This is a genomic window from Streptosporangium becharense (assembly GCF_014204985.1).
GTDB classification, from domain to species: domain Bacteria; phylum Actinomycetota; class Actinomycetes; order Streptosporangiales; family Streptosporangiaceae; genus Streptosporangium; species Streptosporangium becharense.
The window spans coordinates 2247472-2271473 of sequence record NZ_JACHMP010000001.1; the positions used below are offsets into that span (position 1 = coordinate 2247472).

Annotated in this window: 20 protein-coding genes; 8 read left to right on the forward strand and 12 right to left on the reverse strand. The window is 72.1% G+C overall.

The features are described 5' to 3' along the window. Positions 1-35 precede the first annotated feature (35 nt). Genes F4562_RS09645 through F4562_RS09655 form a run of 3 tightly spaced genes read left to right on the forward strand, consistent with a single transcriptional unit; the run spans position 36 to position 2157 of the window. The gene (locus F4562_RS09645) at positions 36-917 is read left to right on the forward strand and encodes a TIGR03619 family F420-dependent LLM class oxidoreductase (RefSeq protein ID WP_184542751.1); all 882 of its coding nucleotides are present in this window, start codon (positions 36-38) and stop codon (positions 915-917) included. Between the two features lie 47 nt (positions 918-964). Further along, the gene (locus tag F4562_RS09650) at positions 965-1783 is read left to right on the forward strand and encodes a HipA family kinase (protein WP_184542753.1); all 819 of its coding nucleotides are present in this window, start codon (positions 965-967) and stop codon (positions 1781-1783) included. After that, entirely contained in the window at positions 1780-2157 is a 378-nt protein-coding gene (locus F4562_RS09655; RefSeq protein WP_184542755.1) for a DUF3037 domain-containing protein, read from the forward strand. The genes F4562_RS09650 and F4562_RS09655 overlap by 4 nt, the downstream gene beginning before the upstream one ends. 51 nt (positions 2158-2208) lie before the next feature. Here the strand turns inward: F4562_RS09655 and F4562_RS09660 are convergent, their stop codons facing one another. The 4 genes from F4562_RS09660 to dxr form a co-directional block, all read right to left on the reverse strand. Next, positions 2209-3051, reverse strand: a complete 843-nt coding sequence (locus F4562_RS09660; protein WP_184542829.1) for a GNAT family N-acetyltransferase — start codon at positions 3049-3051, stop codon at positions 2209-2211. Positions 3052-3111: 60 nt separating this feature from the next. Beyond that, complete coding sequence (locus F4562_RS09665; RefSeq protein WP_184542757.1) at positions 3112-4707, reverse strand: alpha/beta hydrolase; 1596 nt, start codon at positions 4705-4707, stop codon at positions 3112-3114. 320 nt (positions 4708-5027) lie between these two features. Beyond that, the gene (gene ispG / locus F4562_RS09670) at positions 5028-6194 is read right to left on the reverse strand and encodes a flavodoxin-dependent (E)-4-hydroxy-3-methylbut-2-enyl-diphosphate synthase (RefSeq protein WP_184854770.1); all 1167 of its coding nucleotides are present in this window, start codon (positions 6192-6194) and stop codon (positions 5028-5030) included. Positions 6195-6228: 34 nt separating this feature from the next. Continuing rightward, positions 6229-7413 (reverse strand): 1-deoxy-D-xylulose-5-phosphate reductoisomerase, encoded by a 1185-nt coding sequence (dxr, locus tag F4562_RS09675; protein ID WP_184548905.1) that lies wholly within the window; start codon positions 7411-7413, stop codon positions 6229-6231. A 120-nt stretch (positions 7414-7533) separates the two neighbouring features. Between dxr and F4562_RS09680 the strand changes: the two genes are divergently transcribed. Then, complete coding sequence (locus F4562_RS09680; protein ID WP_184548903.1) at positions 7534-8694, forward strand: trypsin-like serine peptidase; 1161 nt, start codon at positions 7534-7536, stop codon at positions 8692-8694. A gap of 65 nt (positions 8695-8759) precedes the next feature. Here the strand turns inward: F4562_RS09680 and F4562_RS09685 are convergent, their stop codons facing one another. After that, positions 8760-10187, reverse strand: a complete 1428-nt coding sequence (locus F4562_RS09685; protein ID WP_184548901.1) for an aldehyde dehydrogenase family protein — start codon at positions 10185-10187, stop codon at positions 8760-8762. A gap of 211 nt (positions 10188-10398) precedes the next feature. Here F4562_RS09685 and F4562_RS09690 point away from each other — a divergent pair, with 211 nt between their 5' ends. Further along, on the forward strand, positions 10399-11025 hold the full coding sequence (locus F4562_RS09690; RefSeq protein ID WP_184548909.1) for a TetR/AcrR family transcriptional regulator: 627 nt from the start codon (positions 10399-10401) through the stop codon (positions 11023-11025). A 124-nt stretch (positions 11026-11149) separates the two neighbouring features. Here the strand turns inward: F4562_RS09690 and F4562_RS09695 are convergent, their stop codons facing one another. Continuing rightward, positions 11150-12628 (reverse strand): PucR family transcriptional regulator, encoded by a 1479-nt coding sequence (locus F4562_RS09695; RefSeq protein WP_311734313.1) that lies wholly within the window; start codon positions 12626-12628, stop codon positions 11150-11152. 91 nt (positions 12629-12719) lie between these two features. On the opposite strand from F4562_RS09695, the gene gabT reads away from it, so the two are divergent. Then, positions 12720-14072 (forward strand): 4-aminobutyrate--2-oxoglutarate transaminase, encoded by a 1353-nt coding sequence (gene gabT / locus F4562_RS09700; protein WP_184548899.1) that lies wholly within the window; start codon positions 12720-12722, stop codon positions 14070-14072. A gap of 178 nt (positions 14073-14250) precedes the next feature. Continuing rightward, a complete protein-coding gene (locus tag F4562_RS09705) occupies positions 14251-14493 on the forward strand; it encodes a hypothetical protein (RefSeq protein ID WP_184548898.1) in 243 nt (80 codons plus the stop codon). Between the two features lie 42 nt (positions 14494-14535). On the opposite strand, the gene F4562_RS09710 is transcribed toward F4562_RS09705, so the two are convergent. The 5 genes from F4562_RS09710 to F4562_RS09730 all read right to left on the reverse strand — a co-directional run bounded on the left by F4562_RS09710 (position 14536) and on the right by F4562_RS09730 (position 22009). After that, positions 14536-15774, reverse strand: a complete 1239-nt coding sequence (locus F4562_RS09710; protein WP_184548896.1) for a saccharopine dehydrogenase family protein — start codon at positions 15772-15774, stop codon at positions 14536-14538. A gap of 208 nt (positions 15775-15982) precedes the next feature. Next, the gene (locus tag F4562_RS09715; RefSeq protein WP_184548894.1) at positions 15983-17350 is read right to left on the reverse strand and encodes a type 2 periplasmic-binding domain-containing protein; all 1368 of its coding nucleotides are present in this window, start codon (positions 17348-17350) and stop codon (positions 15983-15985) included. A 97-nt stretch (positions 17351-17447) separates the two neighbouring features. Continuing rightward, positions 17448-18953, reverse strand: coding sequence for a CoA-acylating methylmalonate-semialdehyde dehydrogenase (locus tag F4562_RS09720; protein ID WP_184548892.1), 1506 nt, complete (start codon positions 18951-18953; stop codon positions 17448-17450). Then, positions 18950-20248 (reverse strand): aspartate aminotransferase family protein, encoded by a 1299-nt coding sequence (locus F4562_RS09725; protein WP_184548890.1) that lies wholly within the window; start codon positions 20246-20248, stop codon positions 18950-18952. Before F4562_RS09725 ends, F4562_RS09720 begins: the two co-directional genes overlap by 4 nt. 207 nt (positions 20249-20455) lie before the next feature. Then, complete coding sequence (locus tag F4562_RS09730; RefSeq protein ID WP_311734311.1) at positions 20456-22009, reverse strand: MFS transporter; 1554 nt, start codon at positions 22007-22009, stop codon at positions 20456-20458. A gap of 54 nt (positions 22010-22063) precedes the next feature. Between F4562_RS09730 and F4562_RS09735 the strand changes: the two genes are divergently transcribed. Next, positions 22064-22921, forward strand: coding sequence for a TetR/AcrR family transcriptional regulator (locus tag F4562_RS09735; RefSeq protein WP_311734310.1), 858 nt, complete (start codon positions 22064-22066; stop codon positions 22919-22921). A 129-nt stretch (positions 22922-23050) separates the two neighbouring features. Here the strand turns inward: F4562_RS09735 and F4562_RS09740 are convergent, their stop codons facing one another. Further along, positions 23051-24001, reverse strand: a complete 951-nt coding sequence (locus tag F4562_RS09740; protein ID WP_184548884.1) for a DMT family transporter — start codon at positions 23999-24001, stop codon at positions 23051-23053. Between the last annotated feature and the right edge of the window lies 1 nt (position 24002).

Genomic DNA, 24002 nt, shown 5'->3' on the forward strand with positions numbered 1-24002 from the left:
GTGCCGACCGACCGTCCGCCGCCACGGGAGGACCGATGCAGTTCTGGCTCGCCGCGTCGTTCGTCGAGACCGACCAGTTCCTGGAACTGGCCGGAGCGGCGGAACGCTGCGGCTTCCACACGCTCACCCTGTCCGACCACATCTTCTACGCCGACTTCGACTCGCCCTACCCGTACTCGGAGACCGGCACGCCCGGATGGGACGCCACCACGCACTGGCCCGACGTGTGGGTCACGATCGGCGCCATGGCCGCGGTCACCTCGACCCTGCGCTTCGCGCCGAACGTCTACGTCGCCCCGGCCCGCGACCTGTTCACCGTCGCCAAGCAGGTCTCCACGGCCGCGGTCCTGTCCGGGGACCGGGTGACCTTCGGCGTCGGGGTCGGCTGGTGCAAGGACGAGTTCCTCCAGACGGGCCAGGACTTCCACACCCGGGGCCGACGGCTGGACGAGATGATCCCGGCGCTGCGCGAACTCTGGGCGGGCGGCACGGTGGAGCACCACGGCACCCACTTCGACTACGGTCCGCTGTCGATCTCACCGGTCCCCGCCCGGCCGGTGCCGTTCTTCGTCGGCGGTGACAGCGAACCCGCCCTCCGCCGCGCCGCCAGGCTCGGCGACGGCTGGCTCGGCAACCGCATCTACACCGAGGAGCAGCTCGACCGGGTCCTCGACGACCTGCGGCGCTACCTGAAGGAGTACGGCAGGGCCGTCGACGCCCTGGAGATCATCGCTCCGCTGGCGGCCGTGCCCGGCGCCGACGTCTACCGCCGCCTCGCGGCCAAGGGCGTCACCGGCACCATGGCGGCCCCCTGGTGGCTGGCCACGCCGCAGGAGAAGGCCCGGCACGGCGACGGCGTCGAGCTCAAGGTCGCCACCATGGAGCGCTTCGCCGAGGAGGTCATCGCGAGGATGTGACGTCCTCGCCGGAGGAGGCCGGGACGCCGACCCGGTACCCTGGCCGGGTGCTGGAAGAAATCAGGGCGACCCGGTACGTGACACCCCTGCGCGAGGGCGGGTCGCTCCCCGGGGTCATGGAGGCGGACGACCTCGGCACGTACGTCGTGAAGTTCCGCGGCGCCGGGCAGGGCCGCCGCGTCCTGGTGGCGGAGATCGTGTGCGCGGGCCTGGCCCGGCGGCTGGGTTTCCGCACGCCCGAGCTGAAGGTGATCGACGTCGACCCGCAGCTCGGTGCCCGCGAGCCCGACGAGGAGATCCAGGATCTGCTCAAGGCCAGCGAGGGCGACAACCTCGCGGTCGACTTCCTGCCCGGCGCGCTCGGCTTCGACCCCCTGGCGTGGGACCCCGACCCCGGCTTCGCCTCCCGGCTGCTCTGGTTCGACGCGCTGGTGCACAACGTCGACCGGAGCTGGCGCAACCCGAACCTGCTCCACTGGCACGACGCCGTCTGGCTGATCGACCACGGCGCCGCGCTCTGGTTCCACCACAACTGGCCCTCCGCCGACCCGCTGCGCGGCTACGACGCGGACGACCACGTGCTGGCCCCGTACGCCACCCGGTTGCCCGAGGCCGACGCCGAGCTCGGCGAGAAGATCACCAGGGATCTGCTCGACGGGGTGGTGGACGAGATCCCCGACGAGTGGCTGGAGGACGAACCGGGGTTCGACGGCGCCCAGGCCGTGCGCCAGGCGTACGTCGACCACCTGCTGACCCGTGCCCAGGGCCCCCGGACCTGGCTGCCCGACCCGTCCGGCACGCGCGGGCAGGACAGGCAGGAGAGGAAGAGCGGCTCGGTCGGCGCGTTCTGGAGGGACAACCGGTGAAGGACGTCTACGAGTACGCGATCATCCGGGTGGTGCCCCGGGTGGAACGCGGCGAGCTGGTCAACGTGGGCGTGCTGCTCTACTGCCAGCCGCGCGGCTACCTGTGCGCCAGGGTGGAGCTGGACGAGTCCCGGCTGCGGGCGCTCGACACCCGGGTGAACCTCGACGGGGTGCGCCACGCGCTGGGCGCCTACCAGCGCTCCTGCACCGACGACGCGGGGCCGCTGACCGGCGAGCCGCTGGGCAGCCGGTTCCGCTGGCTGACCGCGCCGCGCAGCACGATCGTGCAGACGAGCCCGGTCCACGCCGGCCTCACCGCCGACCCCGAGGCGGAACTGGAGCACCTGATGAACCGGCTGGTCCGCACGCCCTAGTGTCCTTGAGTCTTCGATTCCCCGACAGCGGAAGAGCACGGCCGGGCGGTGTCAGAACAGCACCGAGGTGAAGGTGTCGACCTCGGTGAAACCCGCCCTGCGGTAGGCGGCCCTGGCCGGGGCGTTGTAGTCGTTGACGTACAGCGAGACGATCGGCGCGAAGCAGTCGAGCGCGTGCTCGACCACGGCGGCCATCCCGGCCACCGCGTACCCGCGACCGCGCAGCTCGGGGTGGACCCACACTCCCTGGACCTGGCAGGCCAGCGGCGTCACCGCGCCGATCTCGGCCTTGAAGACGACCCGCCCGTCCTCGATCCGGGCGTACGACCGGCCGATCCTGATCAGCTCGGCGACCCTGGACCGGTAGAGCGCGCCGCCATCGCCGACCTCCGGGGAGATGCCCACCTCCTCGGTGAACATCGCCACGCAGGCCGGAAGCAGGATGTCGAACTCGTCGGGCCGGACCCGCCGGACCAGCGGGTCGGCCGGAACCGGCGACGGCTCGGTGACGGCCATCACCGGCTGCCTCCAGCGGATGGCGCGGGCGGGCCCCCAGTACGGCTCCAGGCGCTCCCAGAGCAGCCGGACCGCCTCCGCGGGCCCGACGATCGAGGAGCAACGGCGGCCCTGTTTGCGCGCACGGTCGGCGAAGGCATGGACGGCCTCGGGACCGGCGTTCACCGGGACCAGGTTGGCCCCCGCGTAACAGAGCGAGGTCAGGCCACCGCGCGGTCCGAACCCCCACATCTGGCCACCGAGCCTGGCCGGGTTGAGACCGACCGAGCGGACCCTGGCGGCGACGAAGACGTTGCCGACGGGGTCGGTGTCGAGGAGCGCCAGGACCTCGTCCCGGTCGTTGTCGTCGAGCACGCGCGACGCCGTTGTGCGCAGCATCACTCGATCAGCCTACGCGACCCCTGAGTTTTTGGCAGGAAACGGCGTAGAGCGTCTTATCTACCTGCTCGCATCGGTTCGCGCTCCGAGACGCAGCGCGGGAACGGGTGCGGGGCTGCCGGAGCAGCGGGCGTCCGGATCCCCGGGCTCATGCCGGCCCGGTGCCGGCGGCGGCAGGGTGCCGTCCTTGAGGTAGGCGGCCAGACGCCGGTCGACGCAGCGGTTGCCGCCGAGCGCGACCCCGTGGTTGCCGCCCGGCACCGCCAGCAGCCGGGAGCCGGGCAGCAGCCCGCGCATGTGCAGCGCGCCGGTGTACGGTGTCGCGGCGTCGCGCTCCGACTGGATCAGCAGGGCCGGGGGAAGCTGCGCGCCGGGGCGGATCCGCACCGGGGTGCCGCCCTGCTCGGGCCAGAACGCGCACGGCGCGTTGTACCAGGCGTTCGGCCAGGTGAGGAACGGTGCCCTGGCGTGCAGCCTGGTCATGTCGGCCCGCCAGCGACTCCAGTCGCGCGGCCAGGCGGCGTCCCGGCACTGCACCCCGAGGTAGACCGCGTAGCTGTTCTCGTCCTTGGCGTCGTTCTCCGCGTGCCGGCGGTAGGCGGCGACCAGGGGAGCCGTCTCGCCCTTCTTGACGTACGCCGAGAACGCCTTGGCCAGTTGCGGCCAGACGACGTCGTTGTAACCGCCGACGGTGTAGATGTCGTCGAGTTCGCTCGGGCCGACCACCCCTCCGGCCGGTCGCCGCTCCAGACGCTCCCGCATGGCGTACCACGCGAAGGAGACCTCCCTGCCGGTCTCGCCCAGCCGGTAGGCGACGTTGTGGCGGGCGGTCCACTTCAGGAAGTCCTGGTGCCTGCGGTCGAAGGCGACGTTCTGCGTGAGGTTGGCGGCGTACCAGACTCCGCGCGGATCCACCACGCTGTCGAGGACGAGCCGCCCGACCCGGTCGGGGAAGAGCGTCGCGTAGACCGCCCCCAGATAGGTCCCGTACGAGTATCCGAGGTAACTGATCTTGCTCTCGCCGAGCGCGGCCCTGATCTGGTCCATGTCCCGGGCGGAGTTCTCCGTGCCCAGGTGGGGCAGCATCCAGCTCCACCGGCCGCCGCACGCCTCGGCGTACCGGCGGGCACGGGAGAGCAGCGCGGCCTCGTCACGCCGGCTGTCCGGCACGTGGTCGAGGCGGGGCGGCGCGTAGTACGTCTTCGGATCGACGCACGTGAGCGCGGGCTCGCTGTCGCCCACACCGCGCGGGTCGAACCCGATCACGTCGAGCCGGTCGGCCACCTCCGCGGGGAGCGTGGAGGCGACGGTCTTGGCCAGGTCGAGGCCGGAGGCTCCCGGGCCACCGGGATTGACCAGCAGCGAGCCCAGGTGGTCGCCGTCACGGGGTGCCTTCCCCCGCACCCGGCTCAGCGCGATGCCGATGGTCTGGTGCGGGTTGCGGTAGTCGAGCGGCACCCTCAGCGTGGCGCACTCCATGGTGTCGTCCGTGCGCCGGGCGGGGTCGGGTGCCGTCCCCTGGGAAACCGGCCTCCCGGTCCCCCTGCACGCCCCCCAGACCAGCCCGGTCCGCTCCTGGGCGACGGCCCCCTGCGGCACTCCGACCGCGGCGACCAGCAAACCGACTCCCGCGGCGGCTCCGACGACCCTTTTCACTGTTCGATCCCCTCCTCGTACGGCAGAGGCGATGGTCTCCTGGGCGGTGACCCGGCACCCGGAAGACAGCCGGATGGTTACCACTCTGTAGTCAAGTGATTGCCGACTGTGACTTAAAGGGGTCGTGCGGCGAGCGTCCTCGCGGAGGCTCCTCTCCGGCGTCGATCAGGCCCGGCCCGTGCCCGGGGCCGGGGCCGTGCTCGGGGTCGTGCGGAGAGCATCCTGGTGGACGCGGCCCGGAGGGCGGCGGGAAGACGGCGAACCCCCGGCCGCGTTCGCGGCCGGGGGTTCGGGGTCAGCGGTTCAGCGGGTCAAGCGAGTCAGCCGACGACGACCTCGGGCCCGGCGGTGTCGTCGTCGAGGTCGATCTCGACGCCCATCTCCTCGGCCAGGCGCATGGCCTCCTCGATCAGGGTCTCCACGATCTGCGACTCGGGGACGGTCTTGATGACCTCGCCCTTGACGAAGATCTGCCCCTTGCCGTTGCCGGAGGCGACCCCGAGGTCGGCCTCGCGGGCCTCGCCCGGCCCGTTGACCACGCAGCCCATCACGGCGACGCGCAGCGGCACCTTCATCCCCGTCAGACCGGCCTGCACCTGCTCGGCCAGGGTGTAGACGTCGACCTGGGCCCGCCCGCAGGACGGGCAGGAGACGATCTCCAGACCGCGCTCGCGCAGGTTGAGCGACTCCAGGATCTGGTTGCCGACCTTGACCTCCTCCACCGGCGGCGCCGACAGCGACACCCGGATGGTGTCGCCGATGCCCTCGGCCAGCAACGCGCCGAAGGCGACGGCCGACTTGACCGTGCCCTGGAAGGCCGGCCCCGCCTCGGTCACCCCCAGATGCAGCGGATAGTCGCACCGCGCGGCCAGCAACCGGTAGGCCTGGATCATCACGACCGGGTCGTTGTGCTTGACCGAGATCTTGATGTCGCGGAAACCGTGCTCCTCGAACAGCGAGCACTCCCACAGCGCCGACTCCACCAGCGCCTCCGGGGTGGCCTTGCCGTACTTGGCCAGCAGCCGCGGATCCAGCGAGCCGGCGTTGACCCCGATGCGGATCGGCACCCCGTGCTCGGTGGCGGCCTTGGCGATCTCACCGACCCGGTCGTCGAACTTCTTGATGTTGCCCGGGTTGACCCGGACCGCCGCGCAGCCCGCCGCGATCGCGGCGAAGACGTACTTGGGCTGGAAGTGGATGTCGGCGATCACCGGGATCTTCGACTTGCGGGCGATGATCGGCAGCGCGTCGGCGTCGTCCTGCGACGGCACCGCGACCCGGACGATCTGGCAGCCCGCGGCGGTCAGCTCGGCGATCTGCTGCAGTGTGGCGTTGACGTCGGCGGTGACCGTGGTGGTCATCGACTGCACCGAGACCGGCGCGTCACCGCCCACCGGAACCGAACCGACCATGATCTGACGGGAGGTGCGCCGCTCGGCGATCGGCCTGGTCCTGACGGACGGGATTCCGAGAGCAACAGAAGTCATTTTCAGCCCTTGAAGAGTCGACGACATCCCCAGTCTAGGCAGTCGCGGTGAGCTCCCGTGCCCGGTTCCGGGCCCAGGAGTCGGCTTCCAGCACCTCGGCGACCGTGTCGGCCTCGGTGGCGGTGTGCTCGGCGACCACGGCGGCCACGGTGTCGACAATGGCCGGGAACCGCAGCCGCCCGGCCAGGAACGCCTCGACGCAGACCTCGTTGGCCGCGTTGTAGACGGCCGGAGCCGTGCCGCCGGTGGAGCCGACCTGCCGGGCCAGCGCCACGGCGGGGAACGCCTCGTCGTCGAGCGGCTCGAACGTCCAGGTGTGGGCGGTGGTCCAGTCGACCGCGCCGGCGGCCCCGGCGACCCGCTCGGGCCAGCCGAGGGCGAGCGCGATGGGCAGCCGCATGTCGGGCGGGCTGGCCTGGGCGATGGTCGAGCCGTCGACGAACTCGACCATCGAGTGGATGACCGACTGCGGGTGGACCACCACGTCGATGCGGTCGAAGCCGATGTCGAAGAGCAGGTGGGCCTCGATGACCTCCAGGCCCTTGTTGACGAGTGTGGCCGAGTTCACGGTGATGACCGGGCCCATCGACCAGGTGGGGTGGGCCAGCGCCTGCTCCGGGGTGACGTCGCCGAGTTCTGCCCGCGACCTGCCACGGAAGGGCCCGCCGCTGGCGGTGACGATCAGGCGCCGCACGGCCTGCGCGTCCGGACCGGTGGGGCCGCCCGCCCACAGGCACTGGGCGAGCGCGGAGTGCTCGGAGTCGACGGGGATGAGCTGGCCCGGTTTGGCCAGGCGCTTGACCAGTGGCCCGCCGACGATGAGCGACTCCTTGTTGGCGAGCGCGAGCGTCCGGCCCGCCTCCAGGGCGGCGAGCGTCGAGGTCAGCCCCAGCGCGCCGGTGATGCCGTTGAGGACGACGTCGCACGGCCGGGATGCGGCCTCGGCCACCCCCTCGGGCCCGGCCAGGACCCGCGCGTCCACCCCGCGGGCGGCCAGCGCCTCGCGCAGGGCCGGCACGGCGGAGACGTCGGCGACGGCGACGGCCTCGGGCCGGAACTCGGCGGCCTGGCGGGCGAGCAGGTCGATCCGGCCGCCGCCGGCGGCGAGCGCCGCCACCCGGAACCGTCCGGGGTTGCGGGCGATGACGTCGAGGGACTGGGTGCCGATGGAACCGGTCGAGCCCAGCAGGACGACGGAGCGCGTGGTGTCTGGCTGCACCGCCCCATTCTCCCCGCTGGCGCCGCGCTGTCGAACCGGCTCCCGCCAAGCGCACCGGCACTTCCCGGATTTACCTAAAGTAATCACAACGACACACGCGGTAGTGCAAACTCGGGTCTCATGACCTCAAGCCTCCCCCTGGTCGCGGCCGTCCCCATCGTCGCAGGTCTGCTGGGCGCCTCCGTGATCGGCACCACGGCCGTCCAGCCCGGGCGGCAGGCCGTGAAGACCCCCGTCCGGCCCGCCGAGCAGGTCCGGCAGACCGCCACCGCGCCGGCGCCGTCCGGTCTCGCCGCGCTCTCCCGCCCGCTCGCGCACCCCGGCCCCGCCGAGGCACCCGCCGCCGTGCCCGGCGCCCCTGCCGGCAAGGCGACCGGCACGACCCCGGCGTCCGGAGCGGCCGACGTCGTCGAGCACACCGCCGCCGACGCCGCTCCGGAGCAGCGGCGCGTGCTCGGTTACTGGACCCCCCGCCGGATGGCCGCGGCGGTCCCGCTCGACTCCCTGGGCACCGTCACCAAGGCGGTCAGGCGGATCCTCGCCCCCTCCGGCCGGGCCGGGTCACCCGCCGGGGCCCGGCGGCTGCCGGCCGCCGCCCGCGTCACCGGCGCCCGCTGGGCCTCCGGCGGGCTGGTGAGCCGCACCACCGGGCGGGTGTTCCTGACCGTCGGCGGCAACGACTTCGTCTGCTCGGCCAGCGCGGTCAGGAGCGCCAACAGGGATCTGGTGGTGACCGCCGGCCACTGTGTCAAGGACGGCGCCGGCGCCTGGGCCGACAACTGGACCTTCGTCCCCGGTTACGACCGGGGACGCCGGCCCTACGGCCAGTTCACCGCGCGCCGCATGTTCGTCGCGGGCCCCTGGGCACGCACCGGCGACGACAGCTTCGACGTGGGCATGGTGGCGGTCAACACCAGGAAGGGCAGGCATCTCACCGATGTCGTCGGCGGCCAGGAGATCGCCTTCGGCAGGCCCAGGGGGCACCGGGCCCACGGCTTCGGCTTTCCCGCCGACGCGCCGTACAACGGCGAGCGCCTCATCTTCTGCGCCGGTCCGCTCCGCGACGACCCCAACGGCCAGACCAGCGACCAGGGCCTGCGCTGCGACATGACCGCCGGGTCCAGCGGCGGCCCCTGGCTGAGCGGCTTCGACGCCTCGACCGGGCGCGGCACGATCGTCTCGGTCAGCAGCTTCAAGTACAGCGACGACCGCCACACCATGTACGGCCCCTACTTCGGCGGCTCCGCCCGCGACCTGTACACCACGGCCCACGTCTCGTGACGGCGGCGGGTCCCGGTGCCTCCCGCGGCGCAGATCTTCGCGGGAGGCACCGGAGGCCGGAGGGATCAGAGGCTCAGGCCGGTGAGGACCATGACCTTCTCGTAGGTGAGGTCGGCGATGGCCGACCGGATGCCCTCCCGGCCGACGCCGGAGTCCTTGACGCCCCCGTAGGGCATCTGGTCGGCGCGGTACGACGGGACGTCGCCGATGATCACACCGCCGACCTCGAGCTCGCGGTTCGCCCGGAAGGCGACGTCGAGGTCACGGGTGAACACCCCGGCCTGCAGGCCGTACTTGGAGTCGTTGACCGTGGCGAACGCCTCGTCCACACCGGAGACCGACTGCACGACCATCACGGGGCCGAAGATCTCCTCGCGGCAGACCTTGGCGTCAGCGGGCACGTCGGTGAGGACGGTCGGGGCGATGGTCGCGCCGTCACGGGTGCCGCCGGTCAGCAGGCGGGCGCCGGCGGAGACGGCCTCGTCGACCCACTGCTCCACGCGCTCGGCGGCCTCGTCCGACACGAGCGGCCCGACCTGGGTCTTCTCGTCGGCGGGGTCTCCGGTGACCAGGGCCTCGACGGCCGGGACCAGCCGGGCCACGAAGTCGTCGTGCACCGACTCCTCGACGATCACCCGCTGGACGGCGATGCAACTCTGCCCGGCCTGGTAGTTGGAGAACAGCGCGACGCGCGAGGCGGCCCAGTCGAGGTCGGCGTCGGCGAGCACGACCGCGGCGGCGTTGCCGCCCAGCTCCAGGGTGACGTGTTTGCGCGGCACCTGGTCCATGATCGCGTAACCGACGGGGGCCGAGCCGGTGAAGGAGACGACCGGCAGGCGCGGGTCCTCCACCAGCGAGGCGGCGCGGTCGTTGGGCACCGGCAGCACCGAGAACATGCCCTCGGGCAGGTCCGTCTCGGCCAGGATCTCCCCCAGCACCAGCGAGGAGACCGGGGTGGCGGGGGCGGGCTTGACGATGATCGGAGCGCCGACCGCGATGGCCGGGGCGACCTTGTGCGCCACCAGGTTCAGCGGGAAGTTGAACGGTGTGATCCCCAGGACGGGCCCGTGGGGCACCCGCGAGACGTAGGCGAGGCGACCGGCGGAGGCGGCCTCGGTGTCCAGGCGGACGGTCTCACCGCTCAGCCGGCGGGTCTCCTCGGCCGCGAAGCGGAAGGTGGAGATCGCGCGGTTCACCTCACCCCGTGCCCAGAAGATCGGTTTGCCGTTCTCGGCGGTGATCAGATGAGCGATCTCGTCGGCGCGCTCGGCGAGCCGCCGCGCGACATGCGCGAGGGCCTCGGCCCGCACGTGGATCGGGAGCGCGGCCGCCCGCTTCCGGACGGCCGCCGCGGCGGCGACGGCCTCCTCGACCTGGTCGGCGGTCGGCACGGAGCAGACGGCGACGGTACGGCCGTCATGCGGGTTGGTCACGGTGAGCTCGGCGTCGCCCGTGGCGGGGCGACCTGCGAGCCAGAAGGGGCGCACGTCCATACCTCGACGCTATGTCACCGGCTCGGACGTGGCGCTACTCCACTCCGCACAAGAGTCCCGGGTGACCGCGCCGTTACGCATAAAAATCCATGGCGCACCCCTGTAACGGAAACGAGGTCGATAAGGGATATTCCATACGTGGCAACGGTTTGAATGATCTTCACCATGGTTAAGTCACGGATGGAAACCCGGAGCGGAAGGGCGTGTGCGCATGACCTCCTCGGCGCCGCGCGGCCTCCAGGGCGCCTATCTCCTCGGGGAACGGGCCTCCCACGACGAGCTGCGCGCACGACTGCTCGACGTCGCCAGCCAGCTCCTGGTCACCGTCGGGCCCGAGAGCCTGTCGATGCGCCGCATCGCCACCGAGGCGGGGTGCTCGACGACGGTGATCTACACCATGTTCGGCAGCAAGGAGGGGCTGGCCGAGGCGCTGTACCTGGAGGGCTTCGAACGGTTCCGGCGGCGGCTGGAGGCCGTGCCCCCGCACCGGAACGCCCTGGAGCGCCTGTCGGCTCTCGGCCCCGCCTACCGGGAGGCCGCGCTCGCCGAGCCCGGTTACTACGCCCTGATGTTCGAGCGGGCGATCCCTGGTTTCGTGCCCAGCGAGCGGGCCCGGACGCTCGCCCGCGCGGCGCTGAACGTCCTCGACCGGGTGATCGCCGACTGCATCTCGGCCGGTTACATCGTCCCCACCCAGCCCAGGAAGATCGCCGACGCGCTGTGGGCCGCCGCGCAGGGTGCGATCAGTTTGGAACGTGCCGGGCACCTGCGCGACAGCAGCACCTACGACGCGGTGACCTTCGCCACCGTCTCCCGCTACCTGGTCGACAGGCCCTGACGGAAGCGCCTCCGGCTCCCCTTTCGCGCACCGCCCGGCTGTTGACGGTCCGCCCGGCCACCGTCCGCCCGAGCACCGTCCGCCCGAGCACCGTCCGCCCGGGGCGGCACCGGCCGGACGGCCGTCAGCCGGCCACCGCGAGGGCGACCCAGAGCTCGGCGCGCACCGCCGGGTCGTCCAGGTCGCGGCCCAGCAGTTCGGCGACGCGGCGCATCCGGTAACGCAGGGTGTGTCGGTGCACCCCGAGCCGCTGCGCCGCCGCGTCCCAGTGTCCGTTGCACGACAGGTAGGCCCGCAGGGAGGCCAGCAGGTCCGCGCGCGGACCGTACTGCCGGAGCGGGGCGAGCAGCGCGACGGAGTACGCCGCGGCGGCGCCGGGGTCGAGCAGGGAGAGCAGCCCCTGGCCCGCGAGGTCGGCGAAGCGCATGACGGGCGCGGCGGCGCGCCTGGCCGCGGCGAGTGCCCGGTCGGCCTGGTCGAGCCCGGCTCGCAGGTCCTCGGGACCGGCCGGGGAGCCGACTCCGACCGGTCCGTGCCCGTCGAGACGCACCAGGACGCCGTCGACCCGGTCCTCGGGGACGAGCAGGACCACCCGGTCGCCCTCGACCGCCGCGAACTCCTCGCCGGCGGCCTCCAGCACCGCCTCCCGCTCCTCCTCGGGGACCCCGGAAACGATCGCCACCAGCGGCCCGTCGGCGAGCCGCTCGCCCAGCCGTTCCAGCGTCTCCCGCCCGGCCCGCACCCGCCCTTCCAGCAGCAACCGGAGCACCGCGGACCGGACCCGGCCCTCGGCGGCCAGGTGCCGCCCGCCGTGCTCGGCGGCGAGCGTCAGCAGCGATCCGGCGGCGTTGACGACGGTGTGCGCGACGGGTGTGAAGGGCCGGTCGCGGCCCACGGCGAGGAACCCGCGGACCCGGCCGGCACCGAGCGGCTGCACGATGACGTGCTCCTGCGGGGTGGACAGGGCCAGGCTCGCCGGCGCGCCGCGGGCCGCGAGGCGCCGCAGACGTTCCAGTTCGGGCCCGAGGGCCCGGGTGGCGGCCTCCGGTGCTCCCTCGCCCGCCGCGTGCCGGATGACTCCCGCGTCGTCGAGCAGCACCGCCCACCCGGTGATCTCACGGGCCAGGCGTTCGATCACCGCGGGCGGACCCTCGGGACGCAGGGCGGCGCGGGTCAGGCGGCCCTGGGCGGTGAAGGCACGGCTGAGCTCGTCGTACTGCTCGGCGGCGATCAGGTCGCTGACCGCCTTGCCGATGGCCACGAAGGGGGTGTCGCGCGCCACCTCGACCAGCGGCAGTCCCGCCCGCGCCGCGGCCTCGACCAGCTCGTCCGGGGTCCTGTCGTGCCCGAGGCCGACGCCGAAGCCGAGGCCGGTCACGCCCCTGCCGACCAGGCGGTCGACGTACGGGGCGGCGCCGGCGGCGTCCAGGCGCATCCCCGTGGTCAGCACCAGCTCGCCGCCCTCCAGGAAGGGAGTCGGGTCTTCCAGCTCGCTGACCGCGACCCAGCGCACCGGCCGGTCCATGGCGTCCTGTCCTGCGAGGACGACGAGCTGGAAGGGCAGGCGCCGCACGACGGTGCGCAGCGTCGGCACCACGGTCACCCCCGTTTTGTACGTTACGTCTACAGTTCTCCCGGCAATTTTGCCATAGTGCATCATCGGCACACCGGCATCCGGGACATAACGTCTCAGCATGAGTACCGTCACCGAGGGCGGCCCCTCGCTTCCGCAGGAGCGCCGCGTCGTCACCGAGATCCCCGGCCCGAAGTCCCGCGAGCTGTTCGCCCGCAAGCAGGCCTCCGTGCCGCCGGGCATCGGCACCACGCTGCCCGTCTTCGTGACACACGCCGGTGGTGGCGTCGTCGTCGACGCCGACGGCAACTCGCTGATCGACTTCGGCTCCGGCATCGCGGTGACCAGCGTCGGCAACGCCGCCCCGCGCGTGGTCGAGCGGGTGCGCAGGCAGGTCGCGGACTTCACCCACACCTGTTTCATGGTCACCCCGTACGAGTCGTACGTGGAGGTCGCCGAGAGGCTCAACGCGATCACCCCGGGCGACCACGAGAAGCGCACCTTCTTCCTCAACAGTGGCGCCGAGGCCGTGGAGAACGCGGTCAAGGTCGCCCGGCACGCCACCGGCCGCCAGGCGGTCGTCGTCTTCGACCACGGCTACCACGGCCGGACCCTGCTGACGATGACGCTCACCGCGAAGAACCTGCCGTACAAGCACGGCTTCGGGCCCTTCGCCCCCGAGGTCTACCGGGTGCCGCTGGCCTACCCGTTCCGCTGGCCCACCGGGCCGGAGAACTGCGCCGAGGAGGCGGCCGCGCAGGCGATCGACCAGATCACCAAGCAGATCGGCGCGGAGAACGTCGCCGCCGTGGTGATCGAGCCGATCGCGGGCGAGGGCGGGTTCATCGAGCCCGCCAAGGGCTTCCTACCGAGGATCCTGGAGTTCTGCCGGGCCAACGGCATCGTCTTCATCGCCGACGAGGTCCAGACCGGCTTCGCGCGCACCGGCGACCTGTTCGCCTGCGAGGACGAGGGCATCGTCCCCGACATCATCGTCACCGCCAAGGGCATCGCGGGCGGCCTGCCGCTGGCCGCGGTCACCGGCCGCGCCGAGATCCTCGACAAGGTGCACGTGGGCGGCCTGGGCGGCACCTACGGCGGCAACCCGCTGGCCTGCGAGGCCGCGCTGGGCGTGCTGGAGACCATCGAGGCCGAGGACCTGGTCGGCAGGGCACGCCGCATCGGCGAGACCATGCTTCCTCGGCTGCGCGCCATGGCGGAGAAGAACCCGGCGATCGGCGACGTGCGTGGACGCGGCGCCATGATCGCCATCGAGCTCGTCGTCCCGGGGACCAAGGATCCGCACCCCACCGCCGCGGCCGAGATCGCCAAGCGGTGCCACGCCGAGGGCCTGCTCGTGCTCACCGCGGGTACCTACGGCAACGTTCTGCGGTTCCTTCCCCCGCTGGTCATCCCCGACCACCTGCTGGATGAGGGACTGGCGATCCTGGAGAAGGCCGTGGCCGAGGTCTGACGGTTTAGAAGCGAACAAAAGGGGCACCCGGCTTGATGCCGGATGCCCCTTTTGCTGCTATATGGCCCTTAGGTAGGGCGTGATTTAACCACCCCTTGGCTCCCGCCAAAGCGATCACGGGCTCAAGCGGCGTTATAACGGTTCCGGATGAGAGTGCGCGATCAGGACGGGAAGCGTGATGAACTGGCGGCCGACCAGAGCGAACCACGCCGTGATGACGTTCGACCCTGAGGGTCTGACCCGCACCCAGCGTGAGGGTGACGCCTGCGTGGCGTGCCACAAGAAGTGGCCACGCCCCCGGATCAGAATCGGCAGACTGCCCGATGACGCCGCGCTGTACGCCTGCCCGGAGTGCGCCGACGCGCTGCTGCCGCAGCAGGAGAACATCCGCCCCCTCCCCCGGCGCGTGGCCTTCTCCTGAACCGCCGGGGGCGGCCTCCCGATCCGGGGGACGGCCGGGGCGTCAGGCCGGCTGGAGGGCCGAGGCGTCGCGCCGTGCGCTCTGGTCGCGCATGCCCCAGGGCGAGCCGTAGTCGTTGAGCAGTTCCAGGAAGGGCACCGCGTCGAACGCCTCGGGGCCGAGCACGCCGCTGCCCGACCAGACGCCACGGGCCAGCAACTCCAGGGCGACCACCGGGTGCACGGCCGTCTGCCAGACCACGGCCTGGCAGCCGTACTCCCGCATCGACCACTCGTTGTCGACCACGTGGTAGAGGTAGACCTCGCGCGGCTCGCCGTCCTTGCCCACGCCCTTCACCCAGGTTCCTGCGCAGGTCTTGCCGCGCATCCGCTCGCCCAGCGTGGCGGGGTCGGGCAGGGCCGCGGCCACCACGTCGCGCGGCGACGCCTCGACGCCGCCGACCTTGATCTTCCCGGCGTTGTCGAGGCCGAGCTTGTGCAGCGTCTTCAGGACGCCGATGAACTCCCTGCCGAGGCCGTACTTGAACGTCACCCGCTTGGTGTCGATGTAACGGGGGACGAGCAGCACCTCCTCGTGTTCCACGTTGACGCACTCCACGGGCCCGATCCCCTCGGGGAAGTCGAACACCTCGGGCTCACTGAACGGCTCGGTGGTGTGCCAGCCGCCGTTCTCCCAGACCACCGGCGGGTTCAGGCACTCCTCGATGGTGGTCCAGATGGAGAACGTCGGCGCGAAGTCGTAGCCGTCGACCACCAGGTTGGACCCGTCACGGATGCCGATCTCCTCGATGCTCTCGAAGAGATGGTCGGCGGCGTACCGGGCGAACACGTCGGCCAGGCCCGGCTCCACCCCCATGCCCACCAGCGCCAGTCCGCCCCTGGCCCGCCAGGCGTCGGCGAGGGCGAACTGCTCGTCGCCCAGTTTCACGCCGGGCACTTCGTAGGGCCGGTCGGGGTGGGGACGCGACAGCGACATCGCCATGTCGAGGTAGTGGGCCCCGGCGTTCAGAGCCGCCTCGAACAGGGGCATGGTGAAACGGGGATCGACCGCGTTGAACAGCACGTCACATCGGTGCTCGATGAGGGCCGCCTCGACCGCCGCCCGGTCCGAGGCGTCCAGCCCGATGGCGCTGAACCGCCGGTCCCCGACCTTGGCCACGGCTTCCGCGGCCCGGTCCTGTTTATAGTCGGCCACCACGATGTGTTCGAAGAAATCTCGGCGCGCGGCGATCGGGACAACGGCGGAGCCGACTCCGCCCGCTCCCACAAGGAGGATTCTCATGGCGGCCAGACTACCCACTGACTGGTCAACCAGTCGATAGGGAGACCATGATTTTCCACCGAATCCATCGCACCGAGCAATCGAGACCACGAAAACCGTTGCCACTACCAGGCAAGGCAGATACAGCCGGGCATGAGGGGGAAGTACTCCGGCCGACGGACGGCCCGGCAGGCCGGCGGCCTGTCAGGACCGGACCGGCGGGCTCAGGTCACCCGACCAGTTTCTTCCAGCGCTCCACCCAGTCCGCGTAGTCGGTGCACTCCCCGTCGCCGTCGCCGCAGTCTCTCATCGGGCGGGTGGCGAAGAGGACGTCACGCAGCCCGGCACCGCCACGCACCCGGTAGAGGTCGCATATCCGTCCGGCACGCCCGCCGCACGCCTCCGGGTTGGCCGGGGCGAGCCCCGTCCACGCAGCGGCCGCGCGCTGCGCCTGCGGCGAGCTCATCCAGTTCAGCCACCGGTAGGCGCAGTTCGGGCTCGCGGGCCTGGCCGTGAGCATCCACGAGTCGGCCCACCCGGTCCGCGGCCCCTCGTCGAGCACCTTCACCGGCCGGCCGGCCCGCCGGAAGAGATCCAGATGGTACGGCGTGGCCTGGGCGACGCTCACCGAGCGCGCCGACATGGCCCTGATCAGGTCGAGCGAGTCACGCCAGTAGAGACGGCCGGGACCGTCCCTCTCGGCGAGCAGCTCCACCGCGGCGTCGAGCTGGGCGGAGGTGAGCTGGAACGGATCATCGATCTTCAGCTCGGGACGGCTCCGCCGGAGGGCGAGGGCCGCGTCGGCGATCGCCAGCGGGTTGTCCCTGATCGCCGCCGCCGCGGGACCGTACAGGGCGGCCGGCCCCTGCGGCTGGTCGCCCTCGTGGACGACCTGGTTGACCCCCCACAGGTAGGGGATGCCGTAGACCTTGCCGTCCCGGCGGAGGCCGGGCAGCTCGCGCAACCGCTTGGGGATCTTCTTGTAGGCGGGGACCAGGCCGGTGTCGACCGGCGACACCCGCCCCTCGGACACCAGCAGCGCGGCCAGTTCCGGGCTCGGCGAGACGACGTCGTAGGCGTCGTCGGCGAGCTTGGCGGCCATCTCCTCGGTCGTCCCGACCCGGTCGAGTTTGACGACCCGGCAGCCGCTCTCCCTCTCGAAAGGCGCGACCCAGTTGGCCCGCGAGAGGGCTCCGCCGTACTCGACATGACCGTAGAAGGTGAGCAGTTGGAGCGTGCCCTCGCTCTTGCCGATGGAGGCGGAGGGCTTCGGGGAGGCGCTGCCCTCCGGAGAGCCGGAGGGCTTCGGGGAGGCGGTGGGGGGCGGAGAAGGCGCGGTACGGCCGGACGCGGACCCCGTGAGATCCGAGTCCGCCGCGAACCCCGCGAACCCCGCGGAACCCGAGTGCGCCGCGGACCCCACGGGCACGGCGGAACCCGCGGGCACACGCTCCGGGAGGGCCGTGCTCGCCGCCCCCGCCGGGGCACAGGCGGCGAGCACCAGGCAGCCCATCCCCAGCAACGCCCCGAGACGGATCCGGCCGCGCATGTCCGTGCCCGCCGTGCCCATCATGCCCGCCGTGCCCGCCGTGCCCACGAAGTGTCCTCCCGACGTCCGCATCGCCTGCCCGGAGCCTATCGGCCCTGGCCGGCCCGGCCGGTACGCGAACCGGCCCTCCCTCGCCGGGTCGGGACTACTTGTTGGTGGGGAATCCCAGGTTGACGCCGCCGTGGCTGGGGTCGAGCCAGCGGGAGGTGACGACCTTGCCCCGGGTGTAGAAGTGCACGCCCTCGGTGCCGTGCACGTGGGTGTCGCCGAACAGCGAGTCCTTCCAGCCGCCGAAGCTGTAGAAGGCCATCGGCACCGGGATCGGCACGTTGATGCCGACCATGCCGACCTCCACCTCGTTCTGGAAGCGGCGGGCCGCGCCGCCGTCGTTGGTGAAGATCGCGGTGCCGTTGCCGAACGCGCCGCCGTTGATCAGCTCCAGGCCCTCCTCGTAGGAGGCCACCCGCACGATCGCCAGGACCGGGCCGAAGATCTCCTCGGTGTGCACCCGGGACCCGGCCGGCACATGGTCCAGCACGGTGGGGCCGAGCCAGAACCCGGGGGTGTCGGCCGCGGCGGCGCCGCCCCGGACCGGGGTGAGACGGCCGTCCACCACCAGCTTGGCGCCTTCGGCGACGCCCGCATCCAGGTAGGAGGCCACCTTGTCCCGGTGGGCGGCGGTGACCAGCGGCCCCATCTCGGAGGCGGGGTCGTCGCCCGGGCCGACGGTCAGCGCGGACACCCGGGAGACGATCTTGTCGACCAGCTCGTCCCCGACCGGGTCCACGGCCAGCACGACCGAGATCGCCATGCACCGCTCCCCGGCCGAGCCGAAGCCCGCCGACACCGCGGCGTCGGCCACCAGGTCCAGATCGGCGTCGGGCAGCACCAGCATGTGGTTCTTGGCCCCGCCGAGCGCCTGGACCCGCTTGCCGTGCGCGGTACCGGTCTCATACACGTACCGGGCGATGGGGGTGGACCCGACGAACGACACCGCCCGCACGTCGGGGTGTTCCAGCAGCCGGTCGACCGCCGCCTTGTCGCCCTGGACCACGTTGAAGACCCCGTCCGGCAGCCCGGCCCGCTGCCACAGCTCGGCCATGAGCAGCGACGCCGACGGGTCGCGCTCGGACGGCTTGAGCACGAAGGCGTTGCCGCAGGCGATCGCGACGGGGAACATCCACATCGGCACCATGGCCGGGAAGTTGAACGGGGTGATCCCGGCGACCACGCCCAGCGGCTGGCGGATGGAGTAGGAGTCGACCCGGGTGGAGACCCCCTCGGAGTAGCCGCCCTTGAGCAGGTGCGCGATGCCGCAGGCGAACTCCACCACCTCCAGGCCGCGGGCGACCTCGCCGAGCGCGTCGGAGTGCACCTTGCCGTGCTCGGCGGAGATCAGGGCGGCCAGTTCGTCGCGGTGGGCGTGCAGCAGCTCGCGGAAGCGGAACAGCACCTGGGAGCGCTTGACCAGCGAGGCGTCCCGCCAGGCGGGGAAGGCCGCCGCGGCGGCGGCCACGGCCGCGTCGACCTCGGCGGCGGAGGCGAGCCGGACGTGCCCGGCGACCTCGCCGGTGGCGGGGTTGTAGATCTCGCCGGTCCGGCCGGTGCCCTCGACGCGGGCCCCGTCGATCCAGTGGGTGACGTTCTTCACGAGGCGACCTCGGCGTTGATGGTTTCGAGCGCGTTGACGATGATCCCGAGTCCTTCGGCGGCCTCGTCGAGGCTCAGGGTGAGCGGCGGTGCCATGCGGAGCACGTTGCCGTACAGTCCGCCCTTGCCCGCCAGCAGGCCGGCCTTCTTGGTCTCCTCCATGAAGCGGCCGGCGAGCGACGGGGAGGGCTCGCCCGTCGCCGGGTCGACCAGTTCGAGGGCGAACATCAGGCCCTTGCCCCGGATGTCGCCGACCACCGGCAGGCGCGGCGCGGCCTCGCGGAGCCCGTCGACGATGAGGGCACCGGTCCTGGCCGCGTTCGCCTGCAGGTCGTGGTCGAGGACGTAGTCCAGGGTGGCGTTGGCCGCCGCCATGGAGATCGGGTTGCCGCCGAAGGTGGCCACGCCGACGGCGGGGAGAGCGTCCATCAGGTCGCCGCGGGCGACGACGCCGCCGACCGCGAAGCCGTTGCCCAGGCCCTTGGCGAAGGTCATCATGTCGGGGGTGACGCCGTGGTTCTGGATGCCGAAGAACGCCGAGCCGGTGCGGCCCCAGCCGGTCTGCACCTCGTCGGAGATGAACAGGATGCCCTGGGAGTCGAGGACCTCCTTGTAGGCGGCGAACAGCCCGTCCGGAGCCATGGTGAAACCGCCGACGCCCTGGATCGGTTCGGCGATCAGCGCCGCCACGTCGCCCGCGACGGCGGTGGAGAGCACGTGACGCAGGTCGTCGACGCAGGCCGCGATGTAGTCGGCGTCCGACATGCCGCGGAACTGGACGAGGTGACGGTCGGCGCCGTGCAGGAAGTGCACGTTGAGCGGCGAGAGCGAGTTGTTCTTCCAGGAGCGGTTGCTCGTGACGCCGATCGTGCCGAAGGAGCGTCCGTGGTAGCTCTGCCGCATGGCGAGGACCTGGTCGGTCTTGCGCGCGTAGGTGGCGAGCAGCAGCGCGGTCTCGTTGGCCTCGGTGCCGGAGTTGGTGAAGAAGACCTTGGCGTTCTCGATGCCGGACAGCCTGGCGATCTTCTCGGCCAGTTCGATCTGGCCGCGGAGGAGGTAGACCGTGGAGGTGTGGACGACGCCCGTGGCGAGCTGCCGCTCCACCGCCTCCCGCACCTCGGCCACGTCGTAGCCGATCATGTTGGTCAGGATGCCCCCGAAGAAGTCGAGGTAGCTCTTGCCCGAAGCGTCGACGACGCGGTTGCCCTTGCCCCCGACGATCTCGATGGGCTCGTTGTAGTAGAGGGCGAGCCAGTTGGGCATCACCGCGCGATGACGTGCAAGAAGGTCCGACATACATCGAGTATCGCGGCTCGCCTCGCCTGCTCATACCGACAAAGTGTCGGGATATTGGCCCATGGTCCGTCAGAGTGTCAGCCCCGTCCGCCGATGCCCCCCCCCGAGGAGATCATCGGTATGTGCCGGGACTCACGCTCCGGCGGAGCCCGGGTGCCCGGCCCCCCGGGGCGGGCCGGGCACCCGCGCGAAGCGGACCCGCGCGGATCAGCCGTTCGCCTTCGCCGGCTCCGCGGCAGGGCCGTCCGCCTTCGCCGGCTCCACGGCAGAGCCGTCCGCCGGATCGGCGGTGACCACCGGGGCGGGCCGCAGCACGGTGAACGCCAGCGCGGCGGCGGCCAGGATGAAGGCCACGCCCACCCACGAGCCCAGTGACATCGCCGACACGAACGCCTCCCGCGCCGCCTCGGCCACCGCGGGGTCCTTCAGCAACAGTGCGCCGCCGATCGACTCCCGCGCGGCGGCCGGGGCGTCCGCGGGCATGGCCGAGGTGTAGACCCCGGTCAGCACGCTGCCGAGCACGGCGACGCTGAGCGCCATGCCCGTCTGCTGGACGGTGTCGTTGAGCGCGGAGCCGACCCCGGCGTGCGCGGGCGGCACCGCCCCCATCAGGGTCGCGTAGGCCGCGGGTCCGCCCAGGCCACCGCCGACCCCCATGAGAACGAGGCCGGCGACGAGCATGCCGTACCCGGTCTCGGCGGTCATGAAGGCGAGCACACCGAAGCCCAGGGCCATCACCAGGAAGCCGCCGATGATCAGCGTGCGGTTGCCGAGGCGCTGGGCCAGGCCGGCGCCGACCGGGTTGAACAGGGCGGCGGCCACGGCGTACGGCAGCAGCGCCAGGCCGGCCTCCATCGGGTCGTAGCCGAGCACGAACTGCAGGTACTGGGTGAGCATCAGCAGCAGCGCGCCGGTGCCGAACGACATCAGCACGATCGAGGACGACGCCCCGCTGAAGTTCCGGTCGCGGAACAGTTCGAGCGGCAGCATGGGGTGGCTCGCCCGGCGCTCCCAGAACACGAACCCGCCCAGGGCGAGCACCGCCACGGCGGCGGGGGCGAGCGTGCCGGCCGAGGTCCAACCCGCGGCGGGAGCGGAGATCACCGCGTAGACCAGGGCGGTCATCCCGAGGATGGACAGCACCACGCCCACCGGGTCGAGCCGCCTGGCCGGGCCCCGCGACTCGGGCATCAGCACCAGCGCAGCCACGATCGCGACCGCCGCGACCGGCACGTTGAGCAGGAAGATCGACCCCCACCAGTAGTGCCCCAGCAGGAAACCGCCCAGGGTGGGGCCGGCGACCACGCCGACCATGGCCACGGTGCTCCACGCGGCGATCGCCTTGGGCCGCTCCGCGTCGTCGAAGACGGTGATCAGGATCGACAGGGTGCTCGGCATGAGGATGGACCCGCCGACGCCCATGAGCGCGCGGACGGCGACCAGGTGCCAGGGTTCGGTGACCGCCAGGGCGGCCAGCGAGGCCCCGCCGAACAGCACCAGGCCGATGATCAGGAAACGCTTGCGGCCGTAGCGGTCGGAGAGGCTGCCTGCGGTGAGCAGCAACCCGGCGAAGACCAGGATGTAGGCGTCGATGATCCACTGGATGTCCGCCGGACCGGCCCCCAGATCGATCATGAGCGCGGGGATGGCCAGGTTCAGGACGCTGTTGTCCACCACCAGGACCAGCAGGCTGAGACAGAGCACCCCGAGGACCCACCAACGCCGCGGATCACGTTCTACTCGCACAGTGTTCGATTTCACTCGCACAGCGTACGATAACATCGCACAGTGTGCGACAACATTTATGCTTGGGGGGTGGACCACTCCTTCGGCTCCGTCTGGACGCGTGAGCCCCGTGCCGCCAAGAGCCCTACGCTCAGCCGCGCGCAGATCGTGCGTGCGGCCGTGGAACTGCTCGACGCCGAGGGGTCGGAGGCGCTGAGCATGCGCCGGCTGGGTGCCAGGCTCGGCGCCGGCGCGACCAGCATCTACTGGCACGTGGCGAACAAGGACCAGCTGCTGGAGCTGGTCCTCGACGAGGTCTACGGCGAGCTCGTCGTCCCCGACCTCGGTGAGGTCGGCTGGCGCGACGCGGTATTCGCCTTCGCGTACGCCATGCGGCAGGCCATCTTCCGGCATCCCTGGGTCACCTCGATCATCGGGACGACCCCCGCCCTCGGTCCCAACGCCATGCGCCTGACGGACCGGATGCTCACCCTCTTCGCCGAGGCCGGCTTCCAGGGCCTCGACCGCGATTACGCCGTCTCGACGATCACGTCCTACGTGACCGGGGTGACCACCCCCGAGATCTCCTGGCAGGCCATGATGACCAGGGCGGGTGCCGGCCCCGACGAGATGGACGCGGCCATCCGGCCGGCGGTGGAGATGGTCGCGGCGGACTATCCCGCGCTGCTCGCCTACTACGCGGAGTACGGCGCCGTCGACATGTCCACGAAACGGGCCCTCAACTTCGAGTTCGGCCTGACCTGCCTCGTCGACGGGCTGGCGGCCCGGCTGGAGCGCGGCCCGGACGCCCCGCGACCGGGCCTGGCCCCGCGTCCCCCGTCGGCCGCGCGCTCCGGGACCGCCCCGCACTCCGAAACGGCCGCGCGTCCCGGGACCGGTCCGCGTCCCGGGAATGCGCCGGCGGACGGCGACGGCGCCGCCGTCTGACCTCTTCCGGCCTCCGGCCGCGAGCGGACGTTCCTCCCCTGCCGCAGGCAGCGCGCAGATGTCCTCCCCTGCCGCCGATCGCAGGCGGGCATCGCCGGCCGTGGGGACTCAGCCGTCGGCCGCGGAGACTCAGCCGTCGGCCGTGGGGACCGCCCGCCCTGCTTTGGATGCGGGCCCCGCAGGCTCGGGCGTACCGGTGCGGTCCGCGGCGGCGAGCACGCCCCAGGCCGCGCCGGCGAGCACGACCGCACCGCCCGCGAGCTGCGCCGCGGTCAGCGAGCCCCCCAGCAGCAGCCAGGTGGCGACCACCGCCACGACCGGCTCGAACATGCTGAGCAGCGACGCGCGCACCGGCCCCAGCGCGGTGGCCCCGACGAAGAACAGGACGATCGCCAGCACGGTCGATACGAGCGCCACCGTCGCCGCCCACGCCCAGCCCACCGCCGCGAAACCCAGGTCCAGGCCACCGGTGACCAGGCCGAGCACCACGAAGGAGCCGGTGGCGAACATCGACAGGTAGCCGGTGGTGACGGCCGGGGACAGCGCCGCCGACACCCTGCTGCCCAGCACGATGTAGCAGGCGTACGCCACGGCGGCCCCGACGGCGGCGAGCATGCCGATGACGTCGAGGTCGGCCTCCACCCTCCCCACCACCAGCGCCAGCCCGGCGAGGGAGACCAGGATCGGCCCGACGGTGGACCAGCCCGGACGGGTGCGCTCGACGAGCGCCGACAGCACCGAGACGAGCCCCGGGTAGAGGTACAGCAGCAGCGCCGCCAGAGCGGGGGAGATCCGCTCGACCGCGGTGAAATAGAGCAGCGACTGGGCCGCGTACATGACGCCGCCCAGCAGTGCCAGGATCGCCCACTGTCGGCCGGTCAGCCGGACGAGCCTGCCGCGCACCCCCAGCCAGGCGAGGAACACCGCCGCCGCGATGGCGAACCGCGCCGCGAGCAACGTCGTCACCGACATGCCCGTGCCGTACGCGTAGAACGCGAACACCGGCATCAGCCCGAACGCCGCCGCCGAGACCAGTGTCGCCACCACGCCCCGCCGCGTCACCGCCGCCACCGTCGTCATC

Coding starts and splice junctions, on each gene's coding strand:
- F4562_RS09680 (WP_184548903.1), top strand. CDS start 7,534: ATGACCTCAAGCCTCCCCCTGGTCGCGGCCGTCCCCATCGTCGCAGGT.
- gabT (WP_184548899.1), top strand. CDS start 12,720: ATGAGTACCGTCACCGAGGGCGGCCCCTCGCTTCCGCAGGAGCGCCGC.
- F4562_RS09710 (WP_184548896.1), bottom strand. CDS start 15,774: ATGAGAATCCTCCTTGTGGGAGCGGGCGGAGTCGGCTCCGCCGTTGTC.
- F4562_RS09645 (WP_184542751.1), top strand. CDS start 36: ATGCAGTTCTGGCTCGCCGCGTCGTTCGTCGAGACCGACCAGTTCCTG.
- F4562_RS09660 (WP_184542829.1), bottom strand. CDS start 3,051: ATGCTGCGCACAACGGCGTCGCGCGTGCTCGACGACAACGACCGGGAC.
- ispG (WP_184854770.1), bottom strand. CDS start 6,194: ATGACTTCTGTTGCTCTCGGAATCCCGTCCGTCAGGACCAGGCCGATC.
- F4562_RS09740 (WP_184548884.1), bottom strand. CDS start 24,001: ATGACGACGGTGGCGGCGGTGACGCGGCGGGGCGTGGTGGCGACACTG.
- F4562_RS09725 (WP_184548890.1), bottom strand. CDS start 20,248: ATGTCGGACCTTCTTGCACGTCATCGCGCGGTGATGCCCAACTGGCTC.
- F4562_RS09690 (WP_184548909.1), top strand. CDS start 10,399: ATGACCTCCTCGGCGCCGCGCGGCCTCCAGGGCGCCTATCTCCTCGGG.
- F4562_RS09705 (WP_184548898.1), top strand. CDS start 14,251: ATGAACTGGCGGCCGACCAGAGCGAACCACGCCGTGATGACGTTCGAC.
- F4562_RS09685 (WP_184548901.1), bottom strand. CDS start 10,187: ATGGACGTGCGCCCCTTCTGGCTCGCAGGTCGCCCCGCCACGGGCGAC.